General features: G+C 55.6%; 18 protein-coding genes. 1 reads left to right on the top strand and 17 read right to left on the bottom strand.

The features are described from left to right. Nucleotides 1–16 precede the first annotated feature (16 nt). The 6 genes from Pla100_RS01000 to Pla100_RS00975 all read right to left on the bottom strand — a co-directional run bounded on the left by Pla100_RS01000 (nt 17) and on the right by Pla100_RS00975 (nt 7721). The gene (locus tag Pla100_RS01000; RefSeq protein WP_146575836.1) at nt 17–1693 is read right to left on the bottom strand and encodes a COG1470 family protein; all 1677 of its coding nucleotides are present in this window, start codon (nt 1691–1693) and stop codon (nt 17–19) included. Further along, nucleotides 1690–3225 carry a type II secretion system protein GspD gene (locus Pla100_RS00995; RefSeq protein ID WP_231602526.1) on the bottom strand — a complete coding sequence of 512 codons (1536 nt, stop codon included), beginning with the start codon at nt 3223–3225 and terminating at the stop codon, nt 1690–1692. The genes Pla100_RS01000 and Pla100_RS00995 overlap by 4 nt, the downstream gene beginning before the upstream one ends. A gap of 121 nt (nt 3226–3346) precedes the next feature. After that, nucleotides 3347–3880, bottom strand: coding sequence for a hypothetical protein (locus Pla100_RS00990; RefSeq protein WP_231602524.1), 534 nt, complete (start codon nt 3878–3880; stop codon nt 3347–3349). Nucleotides 3881–4078: 198 nt separating this feature from the next. After that, entirely contained in the window at nt 4079–4603 is a 525-nt protein-coding gene (locus Pla100_RS00985) for a hypothetical protein (protein WP_231602522.1), read from the bottom strand. Nucleotides 4604–5160: 557 nt separating this feature from the next. Next, nucleotides 5161–5982 (bottom strand): helix-turn-helix transcriptional regulator, encoded by an 822-nt coding sequence (locus Pla100_RS00980; RefSeq protein WP_146575835.1) that lies wholly within the window; start codon nt 5980–5982, stop codon nt 5161–5163. 206 nt (nt 5983–6188) lie between these two features. Continuing rightward, nucleotides 6189–7721, bottom strand: coding sequence for a sulfatase-like hydrolase/transferase (locus Pla100_RS00975; RefSeq protein WP_390620541.1), 1533 nt, complete (start codon nt 7719–7721; stop codon nt 6189–6191). A gap of 316 nt (nt 7722–8037) precedes the next feature. On the opposite strand from Pla100_RS00975, the gene Pla100_RS00970 reads away from it, so the two are divergent. Then, nucleotides 8038–9231, top strand: coding sequence for a glycosyltransferase family 4 protein (locus Pla100_RS00970; protein WP_231602723.1), 1194 nt, complete (start codon nt 8038–8040; stop codon nt 9229–9231). Here the strand turns inward: Pla100_RS00970 and Pla100_RS00965 are convergent. The 11 genes from Pla100_RS00965 to Pla100_RS00915 all read right to left on the bottom strand — a co-directional run bounded on the left by Pla100_RS00965 (nt 9194) and on the right by Pla100_RS00915 (nt 19056). Further along, entirely contained in the window at nt 9194–10663 is a 1470-nt protein-coding gene (locus Pla100_RS00965) for a S1C family serine protease (RefSeq protein WP_390620540.1), read from the bottom strand. The genes Pla100_RS00970 and Pla100_RS00965 overlap by 38 nt on opposite strands. Nucleotides 10664–10901: 238 nt before the next feature. Further along, nucleotides 10902–11564, bottom strand: coding sequence for an FKBP-type peptidyl-prolyl cis-trans isomerase (locus tag Pla100_RS00960; protein WP_146575833.1), 663 nt, complete (start codon nt 11562–11564; stop codon nt 10902–10904). Nucleotides 11565–11775: 211 nt separating this feature from the next. Then, entirely contained in the window at nt 11776–12900 is a 1125-nt protein-coding gene (locus Pla100_RS00955) for a serine/threonine protein kinase (RefSeq protein WP_146575832.1), read from the bottom strand. 22 nt (nt 12901–12922) lie between these two features. Beyond that, nucleotides 12923–13237, bottom strand: a complete 315-nt coding sequence (rplU, locus tag Pla100_RS00950) for a 50S ribosomal protein L21 (RefSeq protein ID WP_146575831.1) — start codon at nt 13235–13237, stop codon at nt 12923–12925. Between the two features lie 146 nt (nt 13238–13383). Continuing rightward, on the bottom strand, nt 13384–15297 hold the full coding sequence (locus Pla100_RS00945; RefSeq protein ID WP_197167616.1) for a sulfatase-like hydrolase/transferase: 1914 nt from the start codon (nt 15295–15297) through the stop codon (nt 13384–13386). A gap of 209 nt (nt 15298–15506) precedes the next feature. Next, nucleotides 15507–16301: a FliO/MopB family protein gene (locus tag Pla100_RS31425; RefSeq protein ID WP_231602521.1), complete on the bottom strand. Its 795-nt coding sequence runs from the start codon at nt 16299–16301 to the stop codon at nt 15507–15509. A gap of 4 nt (nt 16302–16305) precedes the next feature. After that, entirely contained in the window at nt 16306–16722 is a 417-nt protein-coding gene (gene fliN / locus Pla100_RS00935) for a flagellar motor switch protein FliN (protein WP_146575830.1), read from the bottom strand. Between the two features lie 65 nt (nt 16723–16787). Next, on the bottom strand, nt 16788–17345 hold the full coding sequence (locus Pla100_RS00930; protein ID WP_146575829.1) for a dihydrolipoamide acetyltransferase: 558 nt from the start codon (nt 17343–17345) through the stop codon (nt 16788–16790). Between the two features lie 5 nt (nt 17346–17350). Then, nucleotides 17351–18082, bottom strand: a complete 732-nt coding sequence (locus tag Pla100_RS00925) for an OmpA/MotB family protein (RefSeq protein WP_146575828.1) — start codon at nt 18080–18082, stop codon at nt 17351–17353. After that, the gene (locus tag Pla100_RS00920) at nt 18082–18843 is read right to left on the bottom strand and encodes a motility protein A (protein WP_146575827.1); all 762 of its coding nucleotides are present in this window, start codon (nt 18841–18843) and stop codon (nt 18082–18084) included. The genes Pla100_RS00925 and Pla100_RS00920 overlap by 1 nt, the downstream gene beginning before the upstream one ends. Nucleotides 18844–18855: 12 nt before the next feature. Then, nucleotides 18856–19056 carry a flagellar FlbD family protein gene (locus Pla100_RS00915; protein ID WP_146575826.1) on the bottom strand — a complete coding sequence of 67 codons (201 nt, stop codon included), beginning with the start codon at nt 19054–19056 and terminating at the stop codon, nt 18856–18858. Between the last annotated feature and the right edge of the window lie 14 nt (nt 19057–19070).

The raw sequence follows: 19070 nt of genomic DNA, 5'->3' as shown, positions 1-19070 counted from the left end.
CCCGATTCCGTCGTGATCAGCGAGAGATCAGTTGGCTGGGCCGGAGCATTTCTTCGGTGAGCTCCAGGACCAGTGTTCGATCGGCGACGAGTGCGTCGTCTCGCGAGGTGACTTTCAAGATGATTTGATAAGACCCCGGTGGCGTTCGGTCGGGAACATAGAATTGAAGCTCGCGTGTTTTGCCGGGTGGAAGCCAACGCCCGAATCCTTCGGACAAGTCCAACGGGTGACCGCTTGTCGCGGCGATTTTCAGCTCAGCGAACAACGGTTCGAATGCTTCGCCCTGATTCTCGATCTTGATCACAAACGCGTTACCGCTGGGCAAATTAGCCCATTGAATTTCACCCGGAACTAAACGCATTTCCGGCCGTGTGCCATGCACCAACGCGAGATCCAGATCGGTTTGGTTGTCATCGCTCGATACGGCGATCGTTCCCCATTGATAGTCCGTTTCGTTGGCGCCTCGTAACATCGCACGCACTGTTTGAGTGCGGCCCGGTTTGAGCGTGAACTTCTTGCTCGACAGCATCACGTCTTGGATCAGGTTGCCTTGATAATCTTTTGGGATCAGCTCGATCTCGCGAGGTTGCTCGCCATGATTGCTCAGGTGCAAAGTGGTCATCCGCTCGGTGCCGGCGACGCGTCCCAATTCAATTTGTGTCGGATGCACCGAGATGCCATCGGGAAGGGTCACGAGCTTGGTTCGCATTCCACGATAACCGGACGAATCGATGGTAATCGGGAACGAGCGTTTGACCATCACGCGACGACCATTGCTCAGTTTGACTTCCAGTCCGTAATTGCCGGTTGCGATTGCTCCGTCGATGGGACCTTCGAGTCGCAGACGACTCAGAGGCATGATGCGAACGAGATACTTTTGCTCGTCGGGTAGTGTCGCCCGCGAAGCCATATTTAAACGAACCGGATCGGTATCCCGTCCGGATGAATCAACCAGCGACGCACGAACTTGCGATTCCAACGCGAATGGAGTCGGGTTAGTGAGGTAGGCGCGGACGAATGGCAGTCCGTTCTTTTCAACTAGTTCGGCGTGATCAAAAAACAATTGATCCATATCACCGACGTCTTGTTCACCCGTTTCGATGTCAACCCGCAAGACATACTGCGTCACGAAACGGATCGCCGCGCGAACCGTTCCGTCGTCCACATTGTCGTTGTTCCCGCGATCAAGCTGCCCGCTGTCTCGCACCAACAAGCCGAACGAGATGTAATTGGTTCGAGTCAGTGGGACTTTAATCGTTCCCTCGATCTTGACTTTTTCGCCTGGCCCCAAGACGAACTCGGTCGGGGATGTAAAGGTAACACCCTCGGCTGGTTCGCTTTGGTCGTCGTGCAGGATGATTCCCGATTCTTCCTGACGAAGGTTCACCGGCCGGACCTCAAGATTCATGACTTTGCCGGTCGACGCAAGTTCAAAAGAGAACGGGAGCGTCTCACCGCGACGTCCCAACAATCGCTGCACAACCGGGTCGACACGGAACGACGGCTCAACACTTTGTACAAGGGAAACACGTCGACCTTGTTGAATCGTCTCTGGCAACGGGTCTTCTGCGTTCGCTGTACGCGTCTCTGGCAAACCCAAGACGCCGGCAATCAACAAACTGGCCAAAAGGTAATGTAAGAATGGACGCGCAACGGGCACTGTGCGAATGCGATGGGAGCGAGGATAAATCATGGCAGATCTTGGTCATTGTCCGTTTCGTAGGTCGCCTCGCAAACAGCGGTGCAACCGGCTCGAATGATTCGTGGCGAGATAAAGATCACCACTTCGGCGTCGCGAGTTTGACGCTGGGTCGTTTGGAAAAGATAGCCCACCAGGGGCAACCGGCTCAGACCCGGAACGCGATTGACGCGATCGATGGTTTCTCGCTGAACCAAACCCCCGATTACGATGGTTTTGCCGTCTTTGACGCTGACCGTCGTCGAAACACTGCGTCGATTTATCACCGGAAACGGGTTGACGGATAATTCGTTGTTGGCCGTTCGCACGTCTTCGCTGACTTCAGCTTTCTCGATAGCAATCGTGACCACATCACCACGAATGTGAGGAGTGATATCTAGCGTGATCCCGGCGTCAACCTTCTGAATGTCTTGTTGAAAGAAAACAGCGTTGGCTCCTTGGTTACCAGGCGGCTGCACTGAGAAGAACGTTTCCCGGTTGATCGCAATGTTGGCTTGCTCGCCGTCTTTGGCCATCACATGAGGTGACGCGCGGATGGTCAAGTAACCGTGTTCATTGAGCAATTTGATGAATGCCGACGTACTGCTGAACTCGCTAAACACCTCACTCAATCCGGCCTTACTGACTTCGCCATTGAGCGCGAGGCCGGTCGCACCGAGCGCGAGTGATTTGGCCCCTTCGAGTTCGACGGCGTGTTGCCAATCGAGCCCGAATTGGAAACCCGAATCGGGCGAAACAACACAAATGATTGCTTCCAAGACGACTTGAGGAACTGGTTGGTCGACGGTCTGGAAACGCTCCAAGATTTCGTCGGCGATCGATTGGGGGGCTTGAACCAAAAGCAGTTTGGCGGATTCGATCGAAGTCACGTATTGCAACCATGAACTCGGCACCGTTTCCATCAATGCTTTGCTCTCCATGTGCAAGGGTCGATAGTTTCGCTTGACCGACACCAGCGAAAACAGTGGCGAAGTCGGATCGGCCGGCGCGACGATGAGTTGCTCACCCTTCCATGCGTAGGCTAAACCCAATGGCAAGAGGATTTTTCGAATCGCTTGGTCGATCGTCAGGTCGCGACACGTCGCATTGACAATTCCCCCGACATTGTCATCCATGACCAAGTCCAATCGGGCTTCGGTCGTTAGCGTCGTGAGGACTTCGCGGACGTCGGTTTCAAAGAAATCTTCGTTGATTAAATCGTCTCTTGCCGGTCCGACCGCCACGCCGCCCATCGCCGATATGACGGCTTGGTCGATCGGCCATGCTCCGCCTCCGCCGACGAGTTCTTCGTCAATCAGGATGGGGAAGTCGGCGTGAACCAATTGATCGTCGCCGACTTGGTGCGCATTGGATCGGTCGAGCGATTCTTGGATCAGCTCATCGACCGACGTGCGGTGTGGCAACGGGCGATAGACGCACGCACTACACAGCGACATCGCAGTCAGCGATGCAATCAACAAGATGGGATAAAAACGCAAGATAGCGAGCAATGTACAAAAGACACCATTTTTGAAAAAACGATTCAAGTTGTGTGCATACTCTGTCAACCTCGTGCTTGCCAATGCCGATTGCGTTAACGCGCAATTTGAACAGTGGGATGACGAACCGGGAAACACGATCGTGAAACTTGGGCATATGCTCATTTCACTAGTTTGCCGTGATCGTGCCGACGACGGTGGTCTCGTAGATCCCCGCCGGAAAACTTCCGTAGGTGCCGGTCACGAACGTGACGCTTAAACCAAACGAAGCCGCTCCGGTTGCGTTGCTTCGCGCGGTCACAGTTGCAGAATTGTCGTTGCTGGCGTAATCGGTCATGTCAAAAGGCTGGGTCACGACCCAACCGCCTGGTCCCGATGACGAAGAAATCACCAGTCCTAAGCGGGCATCCCGCTTATAACTGGGGTTATCGACATGTATGAACGGTGTCGGCGTGGAGAACGAAACCGAAACACCCGACATTGTGTTTCCAACAACGGACCACCGCTGGGCGGGAAAGACCTGATTGGAATTGGTTTCGTCGTGGGTGATGACTGCCTCATCGGGTGCGACGATCGAGATGTTCGACGGTACGGCAACTCGGAACCGTTGGCGTGCTGTTGTCTGGGCTTGGGTCGGCCGCATGTCGATCAAGGACATCATCGCAATGGAAAGAGCTGCGATCGTGAAAATCGAAGACTTCATTGACATGAGCTTGGTTGATTCCGAGTGGCGGCAATCACAACGATTGCCAGACCCTCAACCATGACACGTCAAAAGCTACCCAAAGTGAATTCCGCCAAGAATACCGACAAACCCTGACAAGAACGTTCGAAATTCACTCCGCCTTACGGAGTGAAGCTCGAACCAATCACTCGTACGTCCCGTTCAACGCAACATCGATCAGTTGGCCGTGACGGTGCCGGTGACCGTGGTCTCGTAATCACCTGCAGGAAATGTCCCATAGGTACCGGTAACAAAACTAACGGCCAATGCGAATGTGGCGATGGTCGTGCCGTTGCTGGAGGCGGTCACGGTAGCGACGTTATCGCTGTTGGTATGATCCGTCGTATCGGTGGGTTGATTAACGGTCCAAACGCCTGGCCCACTCGCGGTGCCAACGCTCAGGCCGAGAACGACGTCCTTCTTATAAGTCGGATCGGTTTTATGAACGAACGCCGACCCGGTCGAGAACGCAACGGAAACACCAGCGATCGAGTTGCCAACTACTTGCCATGACTGGGGCGGAAAAGGTTGATTGGAATTGGATTCATCGTGGGTGATTGCGGCATCGATCGGTGCCACAATCGAAATGTTCGCGGGCACAGTGACCGTGAACTTTTGAGAATCAGTTGTCGCGGCAAAACCTTCGACAGCAACAAAACACGAAACAAGGGCAACAATGGCCAAACGGAAGTTGAAATTCATCAGACGTAGCTCACTAGAATAGACGTGGAGACAAGGCTTCGACTCAAGGTTCAAAGCGCGACTCGCAGCCGAGTCGCGGTCGACACTGAATAGGCCGACACCCAAACCTATGTTCGATTTCGCAAGCAACGCGGAAGTTTGTTGATAAGTCAAAAGAAACCTGACACGCAGGCGTAGTGCCTGTCAGGCAGGTCACCAGAAATTCGCATGTGTCGCTCAGGCTGAGCACGTCCGTTTGGGCTCCGCAGTCCGGTCAATCGGCGATTGGAGACGAAGGCCGAGATCCTCGGCCAGTTTCGCTATCGGAAAACTAGTGCTTCGTCAAAAGCTAATTTTAGGGTGAGCCGAACGCGCTAGCGTCGGGCGTCGAGCAGTGCCCGCGACTAGCGGCGTGTTGATTTAATCGTAACCCGAAGCGTGAGCGAGGGATTCATCACCATTAAGTCCTTTGTATGTATCCCTCGCTCACGCTTCGGGTTTCGATGAGGACTAAATCAACAGCCCGCTAGCGTCGTCGGCTCACTTCACTAACCCTAAAACTAGACTTTCACGAAGCACTAGGAAGGACCGCTACGCAAGAACGCGACCATCTCAGCTCGGTCTTTGAGTCCGAGCTTTTGCTTAAGCCGGCTACGATAAGTCTCGATCGTTTTGACGCTCAGAAACAGCGTATCGGCGATCTGTTGATTCGTTTTACCGACGGCAAGTCCTTCGAGCACTTCACGTTCACGCTCCGACAGGCGACTGAGCGTCGACGGTGATCGTTGAGCTGGGGCCAACATTTGGTCGCTGCGATGTCGATCGTCAATGACCAGATCCGTCATCGATGCAGGCTCGGTATGTTCGGCCGGCTGCGGCGATTCAAAACCGACTTGTCGTCCTGCGTCGACCCACAACACCATCGATTCCAGACGATCAGCGCTGAAATTACTCTCCGTATACCCATAAGCTCCCGCCTCGATCGCTTCTTGGCGACACGAATCGGGGTGCCGATTGGCCATGACAATCCATTTGATTTGAGGATTATCGGCGATCGTCATCCTTAGCTCGGCCAAGGCGACTTTCAAATCCGCTTCGGCAGCAACCGGCAATCCATAAAGCCCCACACGGGCATGTTCGGCAGCCGAGTTGAGCTGCAATTGTTTCCAACTCGAAGCGACTCCACGGACATGGATGAAAGGCGAGGTAGACCAGGCGTGATGAATCCCATAGCGGACAATGCTATTAGGATGCACGACAACCAAAGGAATCCGTTTGACGGCAGGAATTTGAGGTTCGGGTGAATTGAATCGTTGAGATTCGACCGGGATATAGCGAGAACTCGAAGCAGGATTGTTTCCGAGAGACGACCGGTCCTGGTCGCGATTGTGTGAATCCATTAGTGTCAATTAAGAAAGAGAGGTTCCAGGAAGTTAGTTTCGCCCCAAACTTTCTGTGCCCACTTGATTATGCGCGCTCCCACCACAACGCACGTTTCTTAATCAATAATTTGCCTCTTTCTCTCGACGGAGCGGGGGGGGTTGTTGGGAATATACGGTAGGGGTTTTCAACCAAACTTTGATTAAAGTTCCTAATTCATGTCGAATCATTCGGCGTCTTGATCCCAAAGACGGTACGGATCATCGAGACGTTTCATTTCGTCGTGCAACAACGACTCCAACTCGGCAAGTCGGTCGGCATAACGAGGGTCGTCGGCCAAATCAACCTGATCGGCGGTCGGCTCGATTCCCGTCAAGGCTTTCACTCGCGGCGAATGATGCTCGATCAAGAACTCGTGGGGATTCTCACGTAAGTTAAACAACTGTGTCTCACGGACGGTTGACTCCAAGACGTCGTATTTGATCAGCTTCCAATCGCCTTTTCGAACCGACCGCATGCCGGGCTTGGTGCCGCCACAGTAGACCCCGTAAAGCACCTCACGAACGGTCGATGCTTTTCCTTCCAGGACATCACGAAAACTAACACCTTCGTTGGTTTCCGGAGGCGTGATGTCGGCGAAATCACAAAGGGTCGCGAGCACGTCCATCAGATAAACATTGCCCTGAGCCCGTTGGCCCGCCGGAATGCCGGGGCCTTTGGCGATCAACGGAACCCGCCAGGTATGTTCGTACAGATTCTGTTTGCCTTGCAACCCATGCCGCCCGATCGCCATGCCGTGGTCGGCGGTGTAGAAGATATAGGTGTTGTCAAGTTCTCCCATCGCGTCAAGACGATCAAGTACCCGCTTGATTTGATGATCGATGTTTTCGCTACACGCGAACTCGCGACCGAGTTCATTGCGAATGGTGATCTCGTCGCGGCGTTTCCAAACTCCGCTGACGTTCTCTTCATCACGCAATCCTGGATGTCCATGATGAAAGGGATGTTCGGGCAGGTAGTTGACCGGCAACGCAGGCGCGTCGTCACTCGCGGGAGGAAACGACTTGGGATCGTCATGATTCGTCGCCCCGTACTTGGCCAACAATTCGGGAGTACCGTCGCGTGTGTCATGCGGGTGCGAAAAGCCGAAATAGATTAAGAACGGATCTTGGTCAGCATTCGCTTCGCGTTCGTTGAGATAGTTGAGCACTTGTTCGGCGTGCCAAGCGCTGCCGGTTTCTGCCGTGCCGCCTCGTTTGGTCTTGTCGTGCCGCACCGTGAATTGTTCGTTGGCGGCGTCGTAACTGTTGCCCTGCTTGCATGTCCGCATCGTGTCGTAACCGGCACGGTTGAATACTGCCGCCATGGTGAATTCTTCGAGCGATTCGGGGACGTTCTCGGGCCTAACTCCGTTGGACTGAGCTCGCTTTCCGCGCCGGTTGGGCAAGTGCCAGACGCTACGACCGGACATCACCATGTGACGCGATGGCGTGCAAACGGCTCCCGACCATGAACCCATGTGATAGGCTCCGTCGAGCACCATGCCCTCGGCGGCGAGACGATCGAGCTGCGGTGTTTGCAACTCAGATGCCGGGTTATAGACCCGAAGATCTTGTGGAGACTGATCATCGACAATGATGAACAGAATATTAGGACGTTTGCTTTGAGAGCCGTTGGGCAGATCCGCGCTTGCGGTCGAGGCAACCATCACGGAAAAAATCAAAAACCAAATACGAATCGTGTGGAGAGAGGTCAACATGCGTTGGGATTCCATGGCGGCGTGGGGTCCGGCAGGCGGGAGGGGGGAACCACCGATTGTAACTGATCGCTAGAACCGTTGCATTCGTTCAAATCGATTGCGGCAATCGAGGACGATTAGGTGGGGGTTTGAATTCGTTGGCATGATCAGCCGACGTGACCCACATTTGAGCGAAAGTTCTTTGATTCCCACTGATCCCATCGAGCGACTGATGACGCTGAACCCGCCCACGCTGAACTCGTCCACCCCGTTGGCCAATGCGCTGCTTGCCGATCCGACTTGTCCAAGTACCGTGCGGATGTTGGTTCCTCCGAAGATGGAGGAAACGTATCGCTCCGAGGACACGTCCGCCTCGCGCACCATCCGTGTATTGCATGTCGTCAACGGGGAACATTTTTCGGGAGCCGAACGTGTCCAGTCACACTTAGGTCGATGTCTGCCTGAACAAAACGTTGTCGCGGATTTCGCCAGCGTCAAACCTGGACGTTTTGCCGACATGCTTGATGAGCGATGCGAAATGCGGTCGGGCGAACGTTGGGGACATGGACATCGCTTGCCGATGAAGAGTCGGCTCGATTTCTCAGTGGCCAAGCGATTGGCGGACTTGGTTCGTACGCAAAGCTATGACTTGCTTCACGCCCACACACCTCGAACGGCAATGATCGCTTCATTGGCTTCGAAGTGGACCGGAAAGCCTTGGATCTATCATGTTCACAGTCCCGCATCACGTGATTGCGAACGGTGGGTCAGCAATCGAATCAATGCCTGGATTGAACGACGCAGTTTGGCGAACTGCTCGCATCTGATCTGCGTGTCCAACAGCTTGCGAGAGGACTTGATCGCACAAGGCTTCCCGACTGACCACATCTCTGTCGTCCATAACGGTGTGCCCGCGATTCGCCCGCACCGCGATCATCGACCGGTAGTCGGTGGACGTTGGACCATCGGGATGATCGCACTGATGCGAAACCGCAAAGGACTCGAAGTCGTACTCGATGCACTCAGCGAAGTGCATCGACGCGGCCTCGATGTTCAATTGCGGTGCATCGGACCGTTTGAAACCGACGCCTATCGAGCCAAAATTGATCAACAAATCAACGAACTCAACCTCGGTCCGCACATCGATTGGATCGGCTTCACCCATGACGTACCCGGCGAATTGTCGCGTTTAGACGCGATGGTATTGCCAAGTCTGTTCGGTGAGGGCTTGCCGATGGTGGTACTCGAAGCGATGGCGGCGGCGGTGCCCGTGATCGCCACTCGCGTTGAGGGCACGCCCGAAGCGGTCACGCACGGCGTCGAAGGGTTGTTGGCCGAACCTCGTAACGCGATTTCATTGGCGGATCAAATCGAGGCCCTTGTGACAGGACGTTATGATTGGGAAACGATGTCCGAGGCCGCTGCAACACGGCATGATGCGTGTTTCAGCGACACGGCGATGTCGTTCAAGACGGCCTCGGTTTATCGAAACGTCATGGATCGAGCTCAACGGGACGGTCACCAAGGGTAACGGTCAATTCCAAGTCGGCGTCGTTTCGGCGAATCTGCAATCGCACCGGCGTTCCCGCGTTCGCTTTGCCGACGATTCGCATCAAGTGCCCGACATCAATCACGTCTTCGTCATTAGCCTTGCGAACAATGTCGCCGGCCAACATACCCGCTGAGGCGGCGGGTGATCCGTCGTTAGCCAAACCCGTTACCAGTGCACCCCGCACTCTCGTATTCTCTCCGATCAACAAGTCGTCGGGAACTTCTTGCAAGCTGACACCGAGATAACCACGCTGAACACGGCCGGTCTCGCGAATGCGTTGGTAGATTTCACGCGACAAATTGCTTGGGATTGAGAAGCTAACGCCTTGGTAGGTGTCACCGACGATCGCCGTGTTGATGCCGACCAGGGTGCCTTTCGCATCGACCAACGGACCGCCGCTGTTGCCCGGATTGACGGCCACATCGCTCTGCATGAAATCTTGATAATGGAAGCTCGATCCATGCCGTTCGCCCGCGCGAACCATACGGTGCTTGCCGCTTAAAATGCCGAACGTGATGGTACGATCGAGACCGAACGGGCTGCCCACCGCCCACACCGGTGAACCGACTCGCAGCTTGTCGCTATCGCCCCACTGAATGGGCATCAAGCGATCGGCGTCGATTTTCAAGACGGCTAAATCCGTCAACGAATCCGTGCCGATAACCTGGGCCTTCAAACGACGACCATCTGAAAGGGTGACGGAGATCTCTTCGCCATCGACGATCACGTGTCGATTGGTGAGTACGTATCCCTCGGAATCCACGACGACGCCGCTACCTTGATCGGACAGCGAGAACATCCCACCGCCGAGCATTTGGTGCATCTGTTTCTCTTTATCGGTAGCCCGTCGCTGGACATCAATATGGACGACCGACGGCCCGACCGCCGACGTCACCATCTGGTAGGCGCGACTGAGTGAATCGAGCGACACGTTGCGAAGCCCCTCGGTGCCACTCTCGTACTCCGCCCGCAATTCGCCTCGATGCCAAGCGTAACGAATCTCTTCGACGATACTCGGGACGCTGTAGCGAGCCACTGCCAGCATGACCAGCATCGACATCAACAGCATCACACTTTGCAAGATCGGATGATGACTCGTCGTGGCAACGGGCGGCGAAGCGGCCTCGCGAACCGATTCGTCTTGCGGCGGGTCGAGCGGTTCATCGGATGCCACGGCAACGGATTCGAAATCCGCATTCGGCGCATCCACTCCCACGTCTTGTTCGGTCGCGTCCCGCAGCACATCTGTGGAAATCATCGGTCCGTTCGTCGGAGTTGGCACCGTGATTCGCGTTGCCGCCAATTGTCGCGAGCGGCTGATCTCCTGGCGAACCGACAACGATCGGTCGCAGGTGCCAGATTCAATGGCGTCGGCGGCGTCGTCCGGGTTCGGCGGAACGTCATCGAGCATGGGAGCCATCCTTTCAGGTTTCAGTTGCGATCGAGATCCGAATGCGGATCAGGCAGACCGTCTGATTGTACCGGATCGGGCCAGAGCGGCCACGAAATTATGACACAAACGCAAGCCTCACCCGCCGCACAGCCCGCAAAATCGCAACTGAAACCGCCGGAAAGAACGGTTTTGCCGCAGAAATCGACGTCATCGACACGCGTGATCAACATCGGGTGACCGACGAGCGTCTTAGCAACTACAGGATATCGAGGAGTTCCACTTCGAATACCAAGACTTCATTCGGGCCGATTTTCGGCGGCGCCCCGTCTTCGCCGTATGCCATCGCAGGTGGGATGTACAACATCCACTTCGATCCGACTTTCATTTGTTGAAGTGCCATTTGCCAGCCTTGGATGACCCGATTGACTGGGAATTGAGCCGGCTCACCACGAGCGACACTGCTATCGAAGACTTCCCCGTTGGTCAATTTGCCGGTGTAGTGAACCGAGACGGTGTCGGCGGCGGTCGGTGACCCGCCTTCGCCCTCGGTGATGACCTTGTACTGGATGCCCTTGCCCAGCTCTTTGACACCTTCGGCCGACGCGTTTTGTTTCATCCACACGTCGCTTTTTTCTTGGTTCATCAGCGCCATCTTCTTCAGCTCAACTTCGGCGGCGGCCTGACGTTTTTGCAGCATCGCTTGGATCTTGCCTTGGGCGGCTTCCAATTGCTCCTGATTCAGCCCCGGGTCCTTGCCCGCCAGCGCGTCCATCAGGCCTTTTTGCATGGCTTCGAACGTGAAATCCCCATCTTCAAAACCTTGGCCGGCAAACGATTGGCCGACCGAAAAACCAAGGAAATAGCCGACCGCGTCTTCAGTATCCGCTTGGTTTTCTTGGGCGGTGACGGAAGTCGTCATGGTCAACATTGCCAGTAGGGGGAGCGTGAACAGTGAGCGTCGCTTGCGAGACATCAAATCGTATCCTGAGGTGGGAACTGAAGACGTGGCGCGATTTGACAAAGAATCGCGAATATCCGACGAAGCCAGCTTGAACGGAGAGAATAACAAATTGTCATTGGTTTGCATTCCCCACAAATGGCCCGAACCCGACGACGAATGAGACATCCGGCTAGGTCGTCGGACTACCCGAAAAGATCACTGCGAGGATAACAGCCAAGACAACCAACGCCACAAGGGTGAGCAGTTTCCATGCCGGAATGGGGTCGCGAGGAATGCCTCCTAACCGAGCTTGGATCTGCTGTTCGAGCAGCCTGCGGCCTTTTTCGGTCACGTTATGGGCAGCAATATCTGGCAACGCGTTTGGATCATACGGTTCTTCGCCACCGTAGGAGCGTTTGGCGAGCGATCCGACGGTTTCCTCACCCTGGCCGACTCCCAAGTGATATTTTTCACCGATCTCATTCATCACACCTTGAACGGCACGGGCATTGAACGGTCGGTTCTCGGGCGACTTCGCCAAGCACTGTTGGATGATCTCGTCGAGTTCGTCGGGAACATCACCGACGAGCGTCCGGACGTGCGGCGGATTGCTGCGAAGGTGCTGCTCGAAGAGCTGTGCGAAATTTTCGCCCAAGAAAACCTTTCGTCCGCTTAGCATTTCAAACAAGCAACAGCCCAACGCGTACAGGTCGACCTTGCCGGAAATCGTCGATTCACCCGTAATTTGCTCGGGGGCCATGTAAGCGTGGGTGCCCACGGTGAGACCTTGATTCGTCAAATCGGCCGAATGTTGATCGCGGGCGATTCCGAAATCGCCCAGCTTCACTTGCGCGTCTCGGGTCAAGAATAGATTGCCCGGTTTGAGATCACGGTGGATGACGCCGTGGTTGTGGGCACATTGCAACGCCGAGCAAACCTGTCGCGCGACATCGACGACAACCGGCCAAGCAAGCGGGCCGGTGGACTCGATCAGGTCTTTGATCGTTCCGCCGTCGACGCGCTGCATCACGTAGAAAAGCTGGCCTTCGTCGGTCCCGCCGCCGAAGTATCCGATGATGTTGGGGTGCTGAAGCCGTTCGAGGATCAGCATTTCACGGCGAAACCGAGCCTGAATCAGTTCGTCGCGGCTGACGGCAGGGTGCAGTTTTTTAACCGCAAGATCCTCACCCGCCAGCGCCCAAGCGGCGGGCGCGACTTCGATGTCGCTGCGGACCTTGGCATCGTAGATCGTACCAACCGTCCCCACGCCCAGAACCGCCCCAAGTTCAAAATCGGCAAGTTCCAGATGAGGCATCGGCGGTGGTCACTCGTGGGGATCAGACGCCAGCGATTTCTTCGATTCGAACACGGGTGTTGCTTTGTCGGTGCCCGGTTCGCTTCTTGCTGTGCTTGCGACGGCGAAACTTTTGAACGTAGATTTTCTTGTCCATCTTCGTCCCCAAAACCGACGCGGTCACGCTGACGCCGTCCAAAGTCGGGGCACCCAACTTCAACCCGTCGTCGCCGCCGACAGCCAAAACGGTACCGAATTGCAGATTCTCGCCGGCCGCAATATCGCGAAAATCAACGTCGATTTCCATTCCAGGCTCAACGCGGTACTGACGTCCACCGTCAACAAAGATGGCATACATGGTGAAAACAGGGGCTTAATGTGAATTTTTGAAGGGGACTGATCGTCGATCGAGGCGAGAGCATAGCGACAATCGGGTGGAATGGCTAGTGGTCTGTGACCGTAAAATGTCGGTAAACCCGACACGCCCTGGCGTGTCGATCCGGTTCAATCTCCGATCACGCCCAACTCGGCGACGGTGGCAAATTCGCCGCCGCTGTACTCGGTCGTGGTCCGCATCAGTAGGTAACGGGCTTGCTTCATTTCGCACTCGATCCGCTGAGGTTCTTTCGTTTTTGCCAGCGTGATTGAAACAAGCGGCGTCCCAAACTTGTCGGGATCTTCGGAGACGTAGAATTCGACATCCTTAACGGCACCATTCCAACCGCCATCTTGGCGGCCAAGATACACGAAGCCTTCAATGCGGCGGGTTGCCCCGAGATCGATCACCAGTTCGTGAGGAGGTTCGGCCGCGTTGGCACCGAATCTAGTATGCCAAAGCGTGGATTCGTCCCCGTCGATGGCGTTGCGCGCGTACTTTTGATTCGCGACGTTTTCACTGCTCGCCCGAACGATCTTCCAATCCTTGTTGTCAAGCATTCCCTTGGTCGGCATCCCGACTGCTTTCTTCACCCCACGCTTATTCTTCTTGGGGGCCGGTGACTTGCCGCCGAATTTTGCGGCTCGGTCACGTTCGTGCAGGTCGGTCGAATCGAACGTTCCCTCCATCACCGGAATGTGGGCCTGCGTGGCGTATGCCTGTAGTTTGGCCAACACCTCCGGGTGAGTCGTTGCGAGATCGTTCGACTCGCTGATATCAGTCGCCAAGTCGTAGAGTTCCCACGCCGCATTAGCCCGAGGCTGGATCGCTTTCCAGTTCCCCATGCGGACGGCGGTCTGGCCGTTGATTTCCCAGTACAAGTATTCATGCTGAGCTTGCGGATGCCCGGCGGCCTCTTCGCCGATTAGTTCCGGCAAGATGCTGATGCCATCAACATCCGCTGGAGCTTTCGCACCGGTCACTTCGGCAATCGTGGGCAATAGGTCTGGGAAGTAAAACAATAGATCGCTGGTGCGGCCCGGTTGAATCTTTCCTGGCCAACGCGCGAGGAATGGAATCCGCAAGCCGCCTTCGTAAAGCTGACCTTTCTTGCCACGAAACTCGGCACCTGTTTCGGGATGCTTGTTCGCACCATGCACACCTCGCGGATGATCCTTTGACGAAAAATAGTCCGCACCACCGTTGTCGCCACTAAACAGAACCAGAGTGTTGTCTTCGAGTCCGAGTTCGTCGAGCAACGCCAAGACTTCGCCGACTTGCCGGTCCAACATCGTGACCATCGCGGCATACCGTTTGGCGGGCTCGTCCCACGGCTTGTCTCGATAGATCGCCCATGCCGGATCTTCGTCGGGGATGTCAAAGATCCCGTGTGGCGGTGTGACGGGAAGGTAAGCGAAGAACGGCTTATCCTTGTTCTCTCGGATGAACTTCATCGCTTCGTTCATGATGACATAGTGAGAATAAGTTTCGCCGTCACTGTTTCCATGGTTCCCCGCCAATGGCATCTCTTCGCTGTTTCGCAGGATGTAAGGCGGGTAATACGAATGGGCGTGGACTTGATCGTAATATCCGACGAACACATCAAACCCATGTTTCTCGGGCACCCCGGTCGAACCGCGTCCTCCGTTGCCCCATTTGCCGAAGCCGCCTGTCGCATAGCCGAGCGGCTTGAGGATCGATGCGACGGTTTCTTCGTCCGCCCTCAGGGGTGTTCCGCCACCATTGGATCGCACGGAAGTGTGACCGCTGTGCTTGCCGGTTAGGAAACAACATCGCGTCGGCGCACACACCGACGAACCGGCCATCCCTTGGGTGAACCGGATGCCTTCGGCAGCCATGCGATCCAGGTTGGGCGTCTGGATATTGGGGTTGCCCATGTAAGATGGTTCAAAGTAACCCAGCTCATCGGCCATGATGTAGACGACATTGGTTTTCGCCGGCCGGGCAACATCATCCGCACCGCCGCGCCCGGCAAAGGCAAATGCAACCAACATCAGAAGCGGCGTGACATATTTTATCATGGTTTAGGTCCAACTAAGCGGGCTGGCATCATTCTCATTGTTGGGTGGCAATCCACCTCGCGGCCTGTTGATATCGCGGCCTGTTGATATAGTAACCCGACGCGTAAGCGAGGGATCCAACGCCATCAATTCTTTTTTAAATATCCCTCGCTTACGCGTCGGGTTTCGATGCCACGTTGAGAATGCCCCGCCGGTTGATTGGGCGATGGCTAGGCCGTCGCGAATAATCGCCCACTTGAGCGGCCACTTGGATGGCCGCCGTGCGGGCGTGGAACCGGATCATCGGCGGGTCCGGTGAAACCTCGGGCGGGTTCGAGTTCGATTTCGCGGAGCGTTTTTTCAAACACCGCACGTGCTTCGGCCGAACAACTCGCGATCAATTCACGGACTTCGTCCGGGTGGGTGATCTCAGAGATCGGCGTCACTCCCGAGGCCGTTTGCGAGAGAATCAAAATCCGGCGTCCGCATTTGACGAGCAGCAATTTGGTACGAGGGTCCAACATGACGTGACCAAGCGGCGAGAGCGCCGACGCGGGCAACGGTTTCGAAACCGCCGCGCCGCCACCGAAACGTCTTCCCGCCCAAACCAATGCACTAAACAGCGCAAGCACGATCGCAAGGCTGGAACAAACCGTCACGAGCGGCCCGGTCATCTTTGATCGCGATGACTCCGGATTGCTATCGAGCGGCAGGCCGCTGTCGGCCGAATTTGATTCGACTGATGCACCGGCATGCGACGAGTCCCGCGCTACCGAATCAGCAAGCTGGTACGAAGAATCGACCGAACCTCCTTCACGCCCTTGATTGCGCAGTTGGGATGGCGGTTGAAGCGAAGGAAAACCGACCGACGTTTTTTCGTGACTGCTTCCACCGTGCGAGAGAACGATCGGACGACCGCCCGCACGGTTCGATGTTTCTGTCGTACCACCGGTCGATAACGTCGATTGGCCCCATCCGATTGAACCGAACCATCCCACACATGCAATCAAGACGATCCAACGCATCACTTCAGCCTCCCACCAATTCGGTCACGCGGACGCAAAAATTGTCGTTCATGACCAAGACTTCGCCGCGCGCGATCAATCGACCGTTGGCAAATATGTCGACCGGATCGCCGGCGAGTTTATCCAGCGCCACGACACTTCCCTTGCGGAGGCGCAAGACTTCCTCGAGCCGCATTTGGGTTCGCCCCAATTCGACGCGGAGGTCCATTTCGACTTCGTCGAGTAGATCGACATCGTTGGCAATGTCGTCATCACCACCGGGCGAGAGATCTCCCAGTGCGAAAGGGCGGGCGGTGTCACGGTCCGGTGCAGCCGAGTCGTTCGCCGACGCGAGCGACTGAGACGCTTCGTTCAGAAGCGCTTCGATGTCATCGGTATTGAGATGTTCTTTGGGGGAAGCCCCGCTGTCCGTGCTGCTCATGCCCGCATCCTTGCAATGGCGTTAGCCCGATCGATTCGTCGAGTTCTGTGGTTCGCCGATCGGGCTCAGTCTTCGATCAATTGGTAGTCGTGAAACCCGACGCCCAATAGCATGTCTTCATCCAACAAGTGGTTACATGTCGTCAAAATTCGTCTTTCGAGCAAGCCCAATTGATTGTCTTGCAGTTCCGAAAGCTCACTATTACGGATTTTTCGTCGGATTTCATGGCGAAGACGACCGTTTTTAGTTTCGAATTCCTTCGTCATGGCACTGCGGTTCTTGGCCCGGATCAACCCATAGAGTCGCAGTTCGACGCGAAACGAACGGTCCGAGTCGATCGGGCTGAACGTTTCGCCGAACGTTCCGAGTTCGAATTCTTCGACGCGGTTTTCGTCGGACGCTTCTTTTTCGGCTTCTTCGGCTCCGTCCTGAACCGACTCGATCAGTTGAGCCTCGGCCAACGCGCTGACTTGTTCGGCGCTGGGAACGAGGAAAAAGAACATTGCCGTTTCGATCACGACGATCAGCCCCACAAACGCAATCACCATGGGCGTATTGCTACGGGGGCGGATCGGAAGGTCGCTGGATTCTTCATCAGTTTTGGAGGTCGTATCGTCAGCCATGAGGTTTAATCCTTCTCCGTAAACCCGCGAGGGTCTTCTAGTGTTTCGTCGAGCAAGAACACTTCGACTCGCGAGTCGTTGCTGAACTTGCCGCCTTGTTTGTTGCGTGAGATCGGTTCGGTCGCTTCGGATGATGAGACCCGAAAACGTTCGTTCGATAGACCTTCGACTTCGGTTAAGAATCGCTTCACAGTGGCCGATCGTCGGATCGCTAGCAGCATCGCTTCATCGGTTCCTCCGGTCCGTGACGCGAATTCGGCGGACACGTGTCCGCGGACTTCGATGCGTTGCGGTTTACCTCGTAGTTCTTTGGCGGTCTCCCGCAGGATGTTCTTGGCCTCGTCGCTGAGCTGATCACTGCCGATTTCAAAGAACACGACGCTGCCGACGGCGGTGATCTGCCCCGGGCGGATGATTCGCACGTGTTGCTCTTCCCCAACGGGGGCCTTCTCCGGAACGCCACCTTTGGCGGTATCCTTCTTCTTCGCCCGTCCGGTCGTCGACAGAACGTTGTATTCGGTTTGGCGTGGTTTGGACTTGCCCGGCGTGAGCGCGTCGATTGTTTTCTGGTAACCGAACTGTTGCTGCATCGAGTCCACGAGGGCTTGATAGGTTTCCTCCTCTTTGATTTCGCTGAGCGAGACCAACATGATGAAGAACGTGAGCAGCAAGCTCATCATGTCACCAAACGTGACGACCCATTCGGGAATGCCAATGACATCATCTCCGTCGTCCATCAGGCCGTCTCACGTTGCTTGGCAGGTAAATAGGTTTGTAATTTCTGATCGATCGCTCGAGGACTTTCACCCGACTGAATTGCCATCACGCCACGAATCGCGATCTCCATACTGAGCTGTTCGTTGCGGCTCATCAGACCAAGCTTTTCGGCAAACGGACTAAAGAAAACGTTTGCCACGATCGCCCCGTACAGCGTCGTGATCAACGCGACCGCCATCCCGGCACCGATGCCCGACGGATCGGACATGTCTTGAAGCATCATGATCAGACCCATCAACGTCCCAATCATCCCGTACGCCGGCGCGAATCGGCCGAGTTGGTCCATGATGCTTTTGCCTTCTTTGTGTCGCATCGCCATGCCCATTACCTCGGTCCGCAGGACTTCCTCGACGATTTCCGGTGCGGTGCCGTCGACCGCCATTTGCAAACCTGTCTTGACGAGCGAGTTCTGAATCTCGGGGATCTTGGTTTCCAAAGCGAGCAATCCATCACGGCGAGCAATTTCGGCGAGCTCGACGATCGACTTGATTAATGTCATCCGGTCTTCGCTTTTATTCAGAATCACCTTGAGCGCAATGATCGGGCTGGCGAGCATGCTCTTGAGCGGAAAGCAAATCAGCGCGGCCGCGATCGCACCGCCGACAACGACGAGCAATGAAGGAATATCGATGAACGCGGAGAACGGGGCCGCACCGAGCATGATCGACACTAAAATCAGACCGATCGCTAAGATCAGGCCGATGACGCTGGCGATATCCATGGAAACGTAACCTTACTTGGGCGGTGGTGGAATGAAATGTTTTTGTTGTTGGTAAGCGATCGCCTTGTCGACGACTTCGTCGAGCGTCTCACGCACCACGATGCGTTCGCTTGTGCTGAGCGTGACGAACGTATCGCCGCGGCGCTCGACGTAGCGGATGAGTTCGGCGTTGAGCACAAAGGCTTCGCCGTCCAGACGCGTTAGCTTGATCATCGCGAGTGGCCCCC

The organism is Neorhodopirellula pilleata (genome assembly GCF_007859915.1).
In the GTDB taxonomy this organism is placed as follows: Bacteria; Planctomycetota; Planctomycetia; order Pirellulales; family Pirellulaceae; genus Rhodopirellula; species Rhodopirellula pilleata.
Note: the sequence above shows the minus strand (reverse complement) of the source record. Positions and strands in the feature narration are given on the sequence as shown.

Excerpts from the sequence above, each read along its gene's own strand:
- Pla100_RS00980 (WP_146575835.1), bottom strand. The coding sequence starts at position 5,982 with ATGGATTCACACAATCGCGACCAGGACCGGTCGTCTCTCGGAAACAAT.
- Pla100_RS00985 (WP_231602522.1), bottom strand. The coding sequence starts at position 4,603 with ATGAATTTCAACTTCCGTTTGGCCATTGTTGCCCTTGTTTCGTGTTTT.
- Pla100_RS00915 (WP_146575826.1), bottom strand. The coding sequence starts at position 19,056 with ATGATCAAGCTAACGCGTCTGGACGGCGAAGCCTTTGTGCTCAACGCC.
- Pla100_RS01000 (WP_146575836.1), bottom strand. The coding sequence starts at position 1,693 with ATGATTTATCCTCGCTCCCATCGCATTCGCACAGTGCCCGTTGCGCGT.
- Pla100_RS00925 (WP_146575828.1), bottom strand. The coding sequence starts at position 18,082 with ATGGACGACGGAGATGATGTCATTGGCATTCCCGAATGGGTCGTCACG.
- Pla100_RS00930 (WP_146575829.1), bottom strand. The coding sequence starts at position 17,345 with ATGGCTGACGATACGACCTCCAAAACTGATGAAGAATCCAGCGACCTT.
- Pla100_RS00965 (WP_390620540.1), bottom strand. The coding sequence starts at position 10,663 with ATGCTCGATGACGTTCCGCCGAACCCGGACGACGCCGCCGACGCCATT.
- Pla100_RS00960 (WP_146575833.1), bottom strand. The coding sequence starts at position 11,564 with ATGACGACTTCCGTCACCGCCCAAGAAAACCAAGCGGATACTGAAGAC.
- Pla100_RS00975 (WP_390620541.1), bottom strand. The coding sequence starts at position 7,721 with ATGTTGACCTCTCTCCACACGATTCGTATTTGGTTTTTGATTTTTTCC.
- Pla100_RS00920 (WP_146575827.1), bottom strand. The coding sequence starts at position 18,843 with ATGGATATCGCCAGCGTCATCGGCCTGATCTTAGCGATCGGTCTGATT.
- Pla100_RS31425 (WP_231602521.1), bottom strand. The coding sequence starts at position 16,301 with ATGCGTTGGATCGTCTTGATTGCATGTGTGGGATGGTTCGGTTCAATC.
- Pla100_RS00955 (WP_146575832.1), bottom strand. The coding sequence starts at position 12,900 with ATGCCTCATCTGGAACTTGCCGATTTTGAACTTGGGGCGGTTCTGGGC.
- rplU (WP_146575831.1), bottom strand. The coding sequence starts at position 13,237 with ATGTATGCCATCTTTGTTGACGGTGGACGTCAGTACCGCGTTGAGCCT.
- Pla100_RS00945 (WP_197167616.1), bottom strand. The coding sequence starts at position 15,297 with ATGATAAAATATGTCACGCCGCTTCTGATGTTGGTTGCATTTGCCTTT.
- fliN (WP_146575830.1), bottom strand. The coding sequence starts at position 16,722 with ATGAGCAGCACGGACAGCGGGGCTTCCCCCAAAGAACATCTCAATACC.
- Pla100_RS00970 (WP_231602723.1), top strand. The coding sequence starts at position 8,038 with ATGGAGGAAACGTATCGCTCCGAGGACACGTCCGCCTCGCGCACCATC.
- Pla100_RS00990 (WP_231602524.1), bottom strand. The coding sequence starts at position 3,880 with ATGAAGTCTTCGATTTTCACGATCGCAGCTCTTTCCATTGCGATGATG.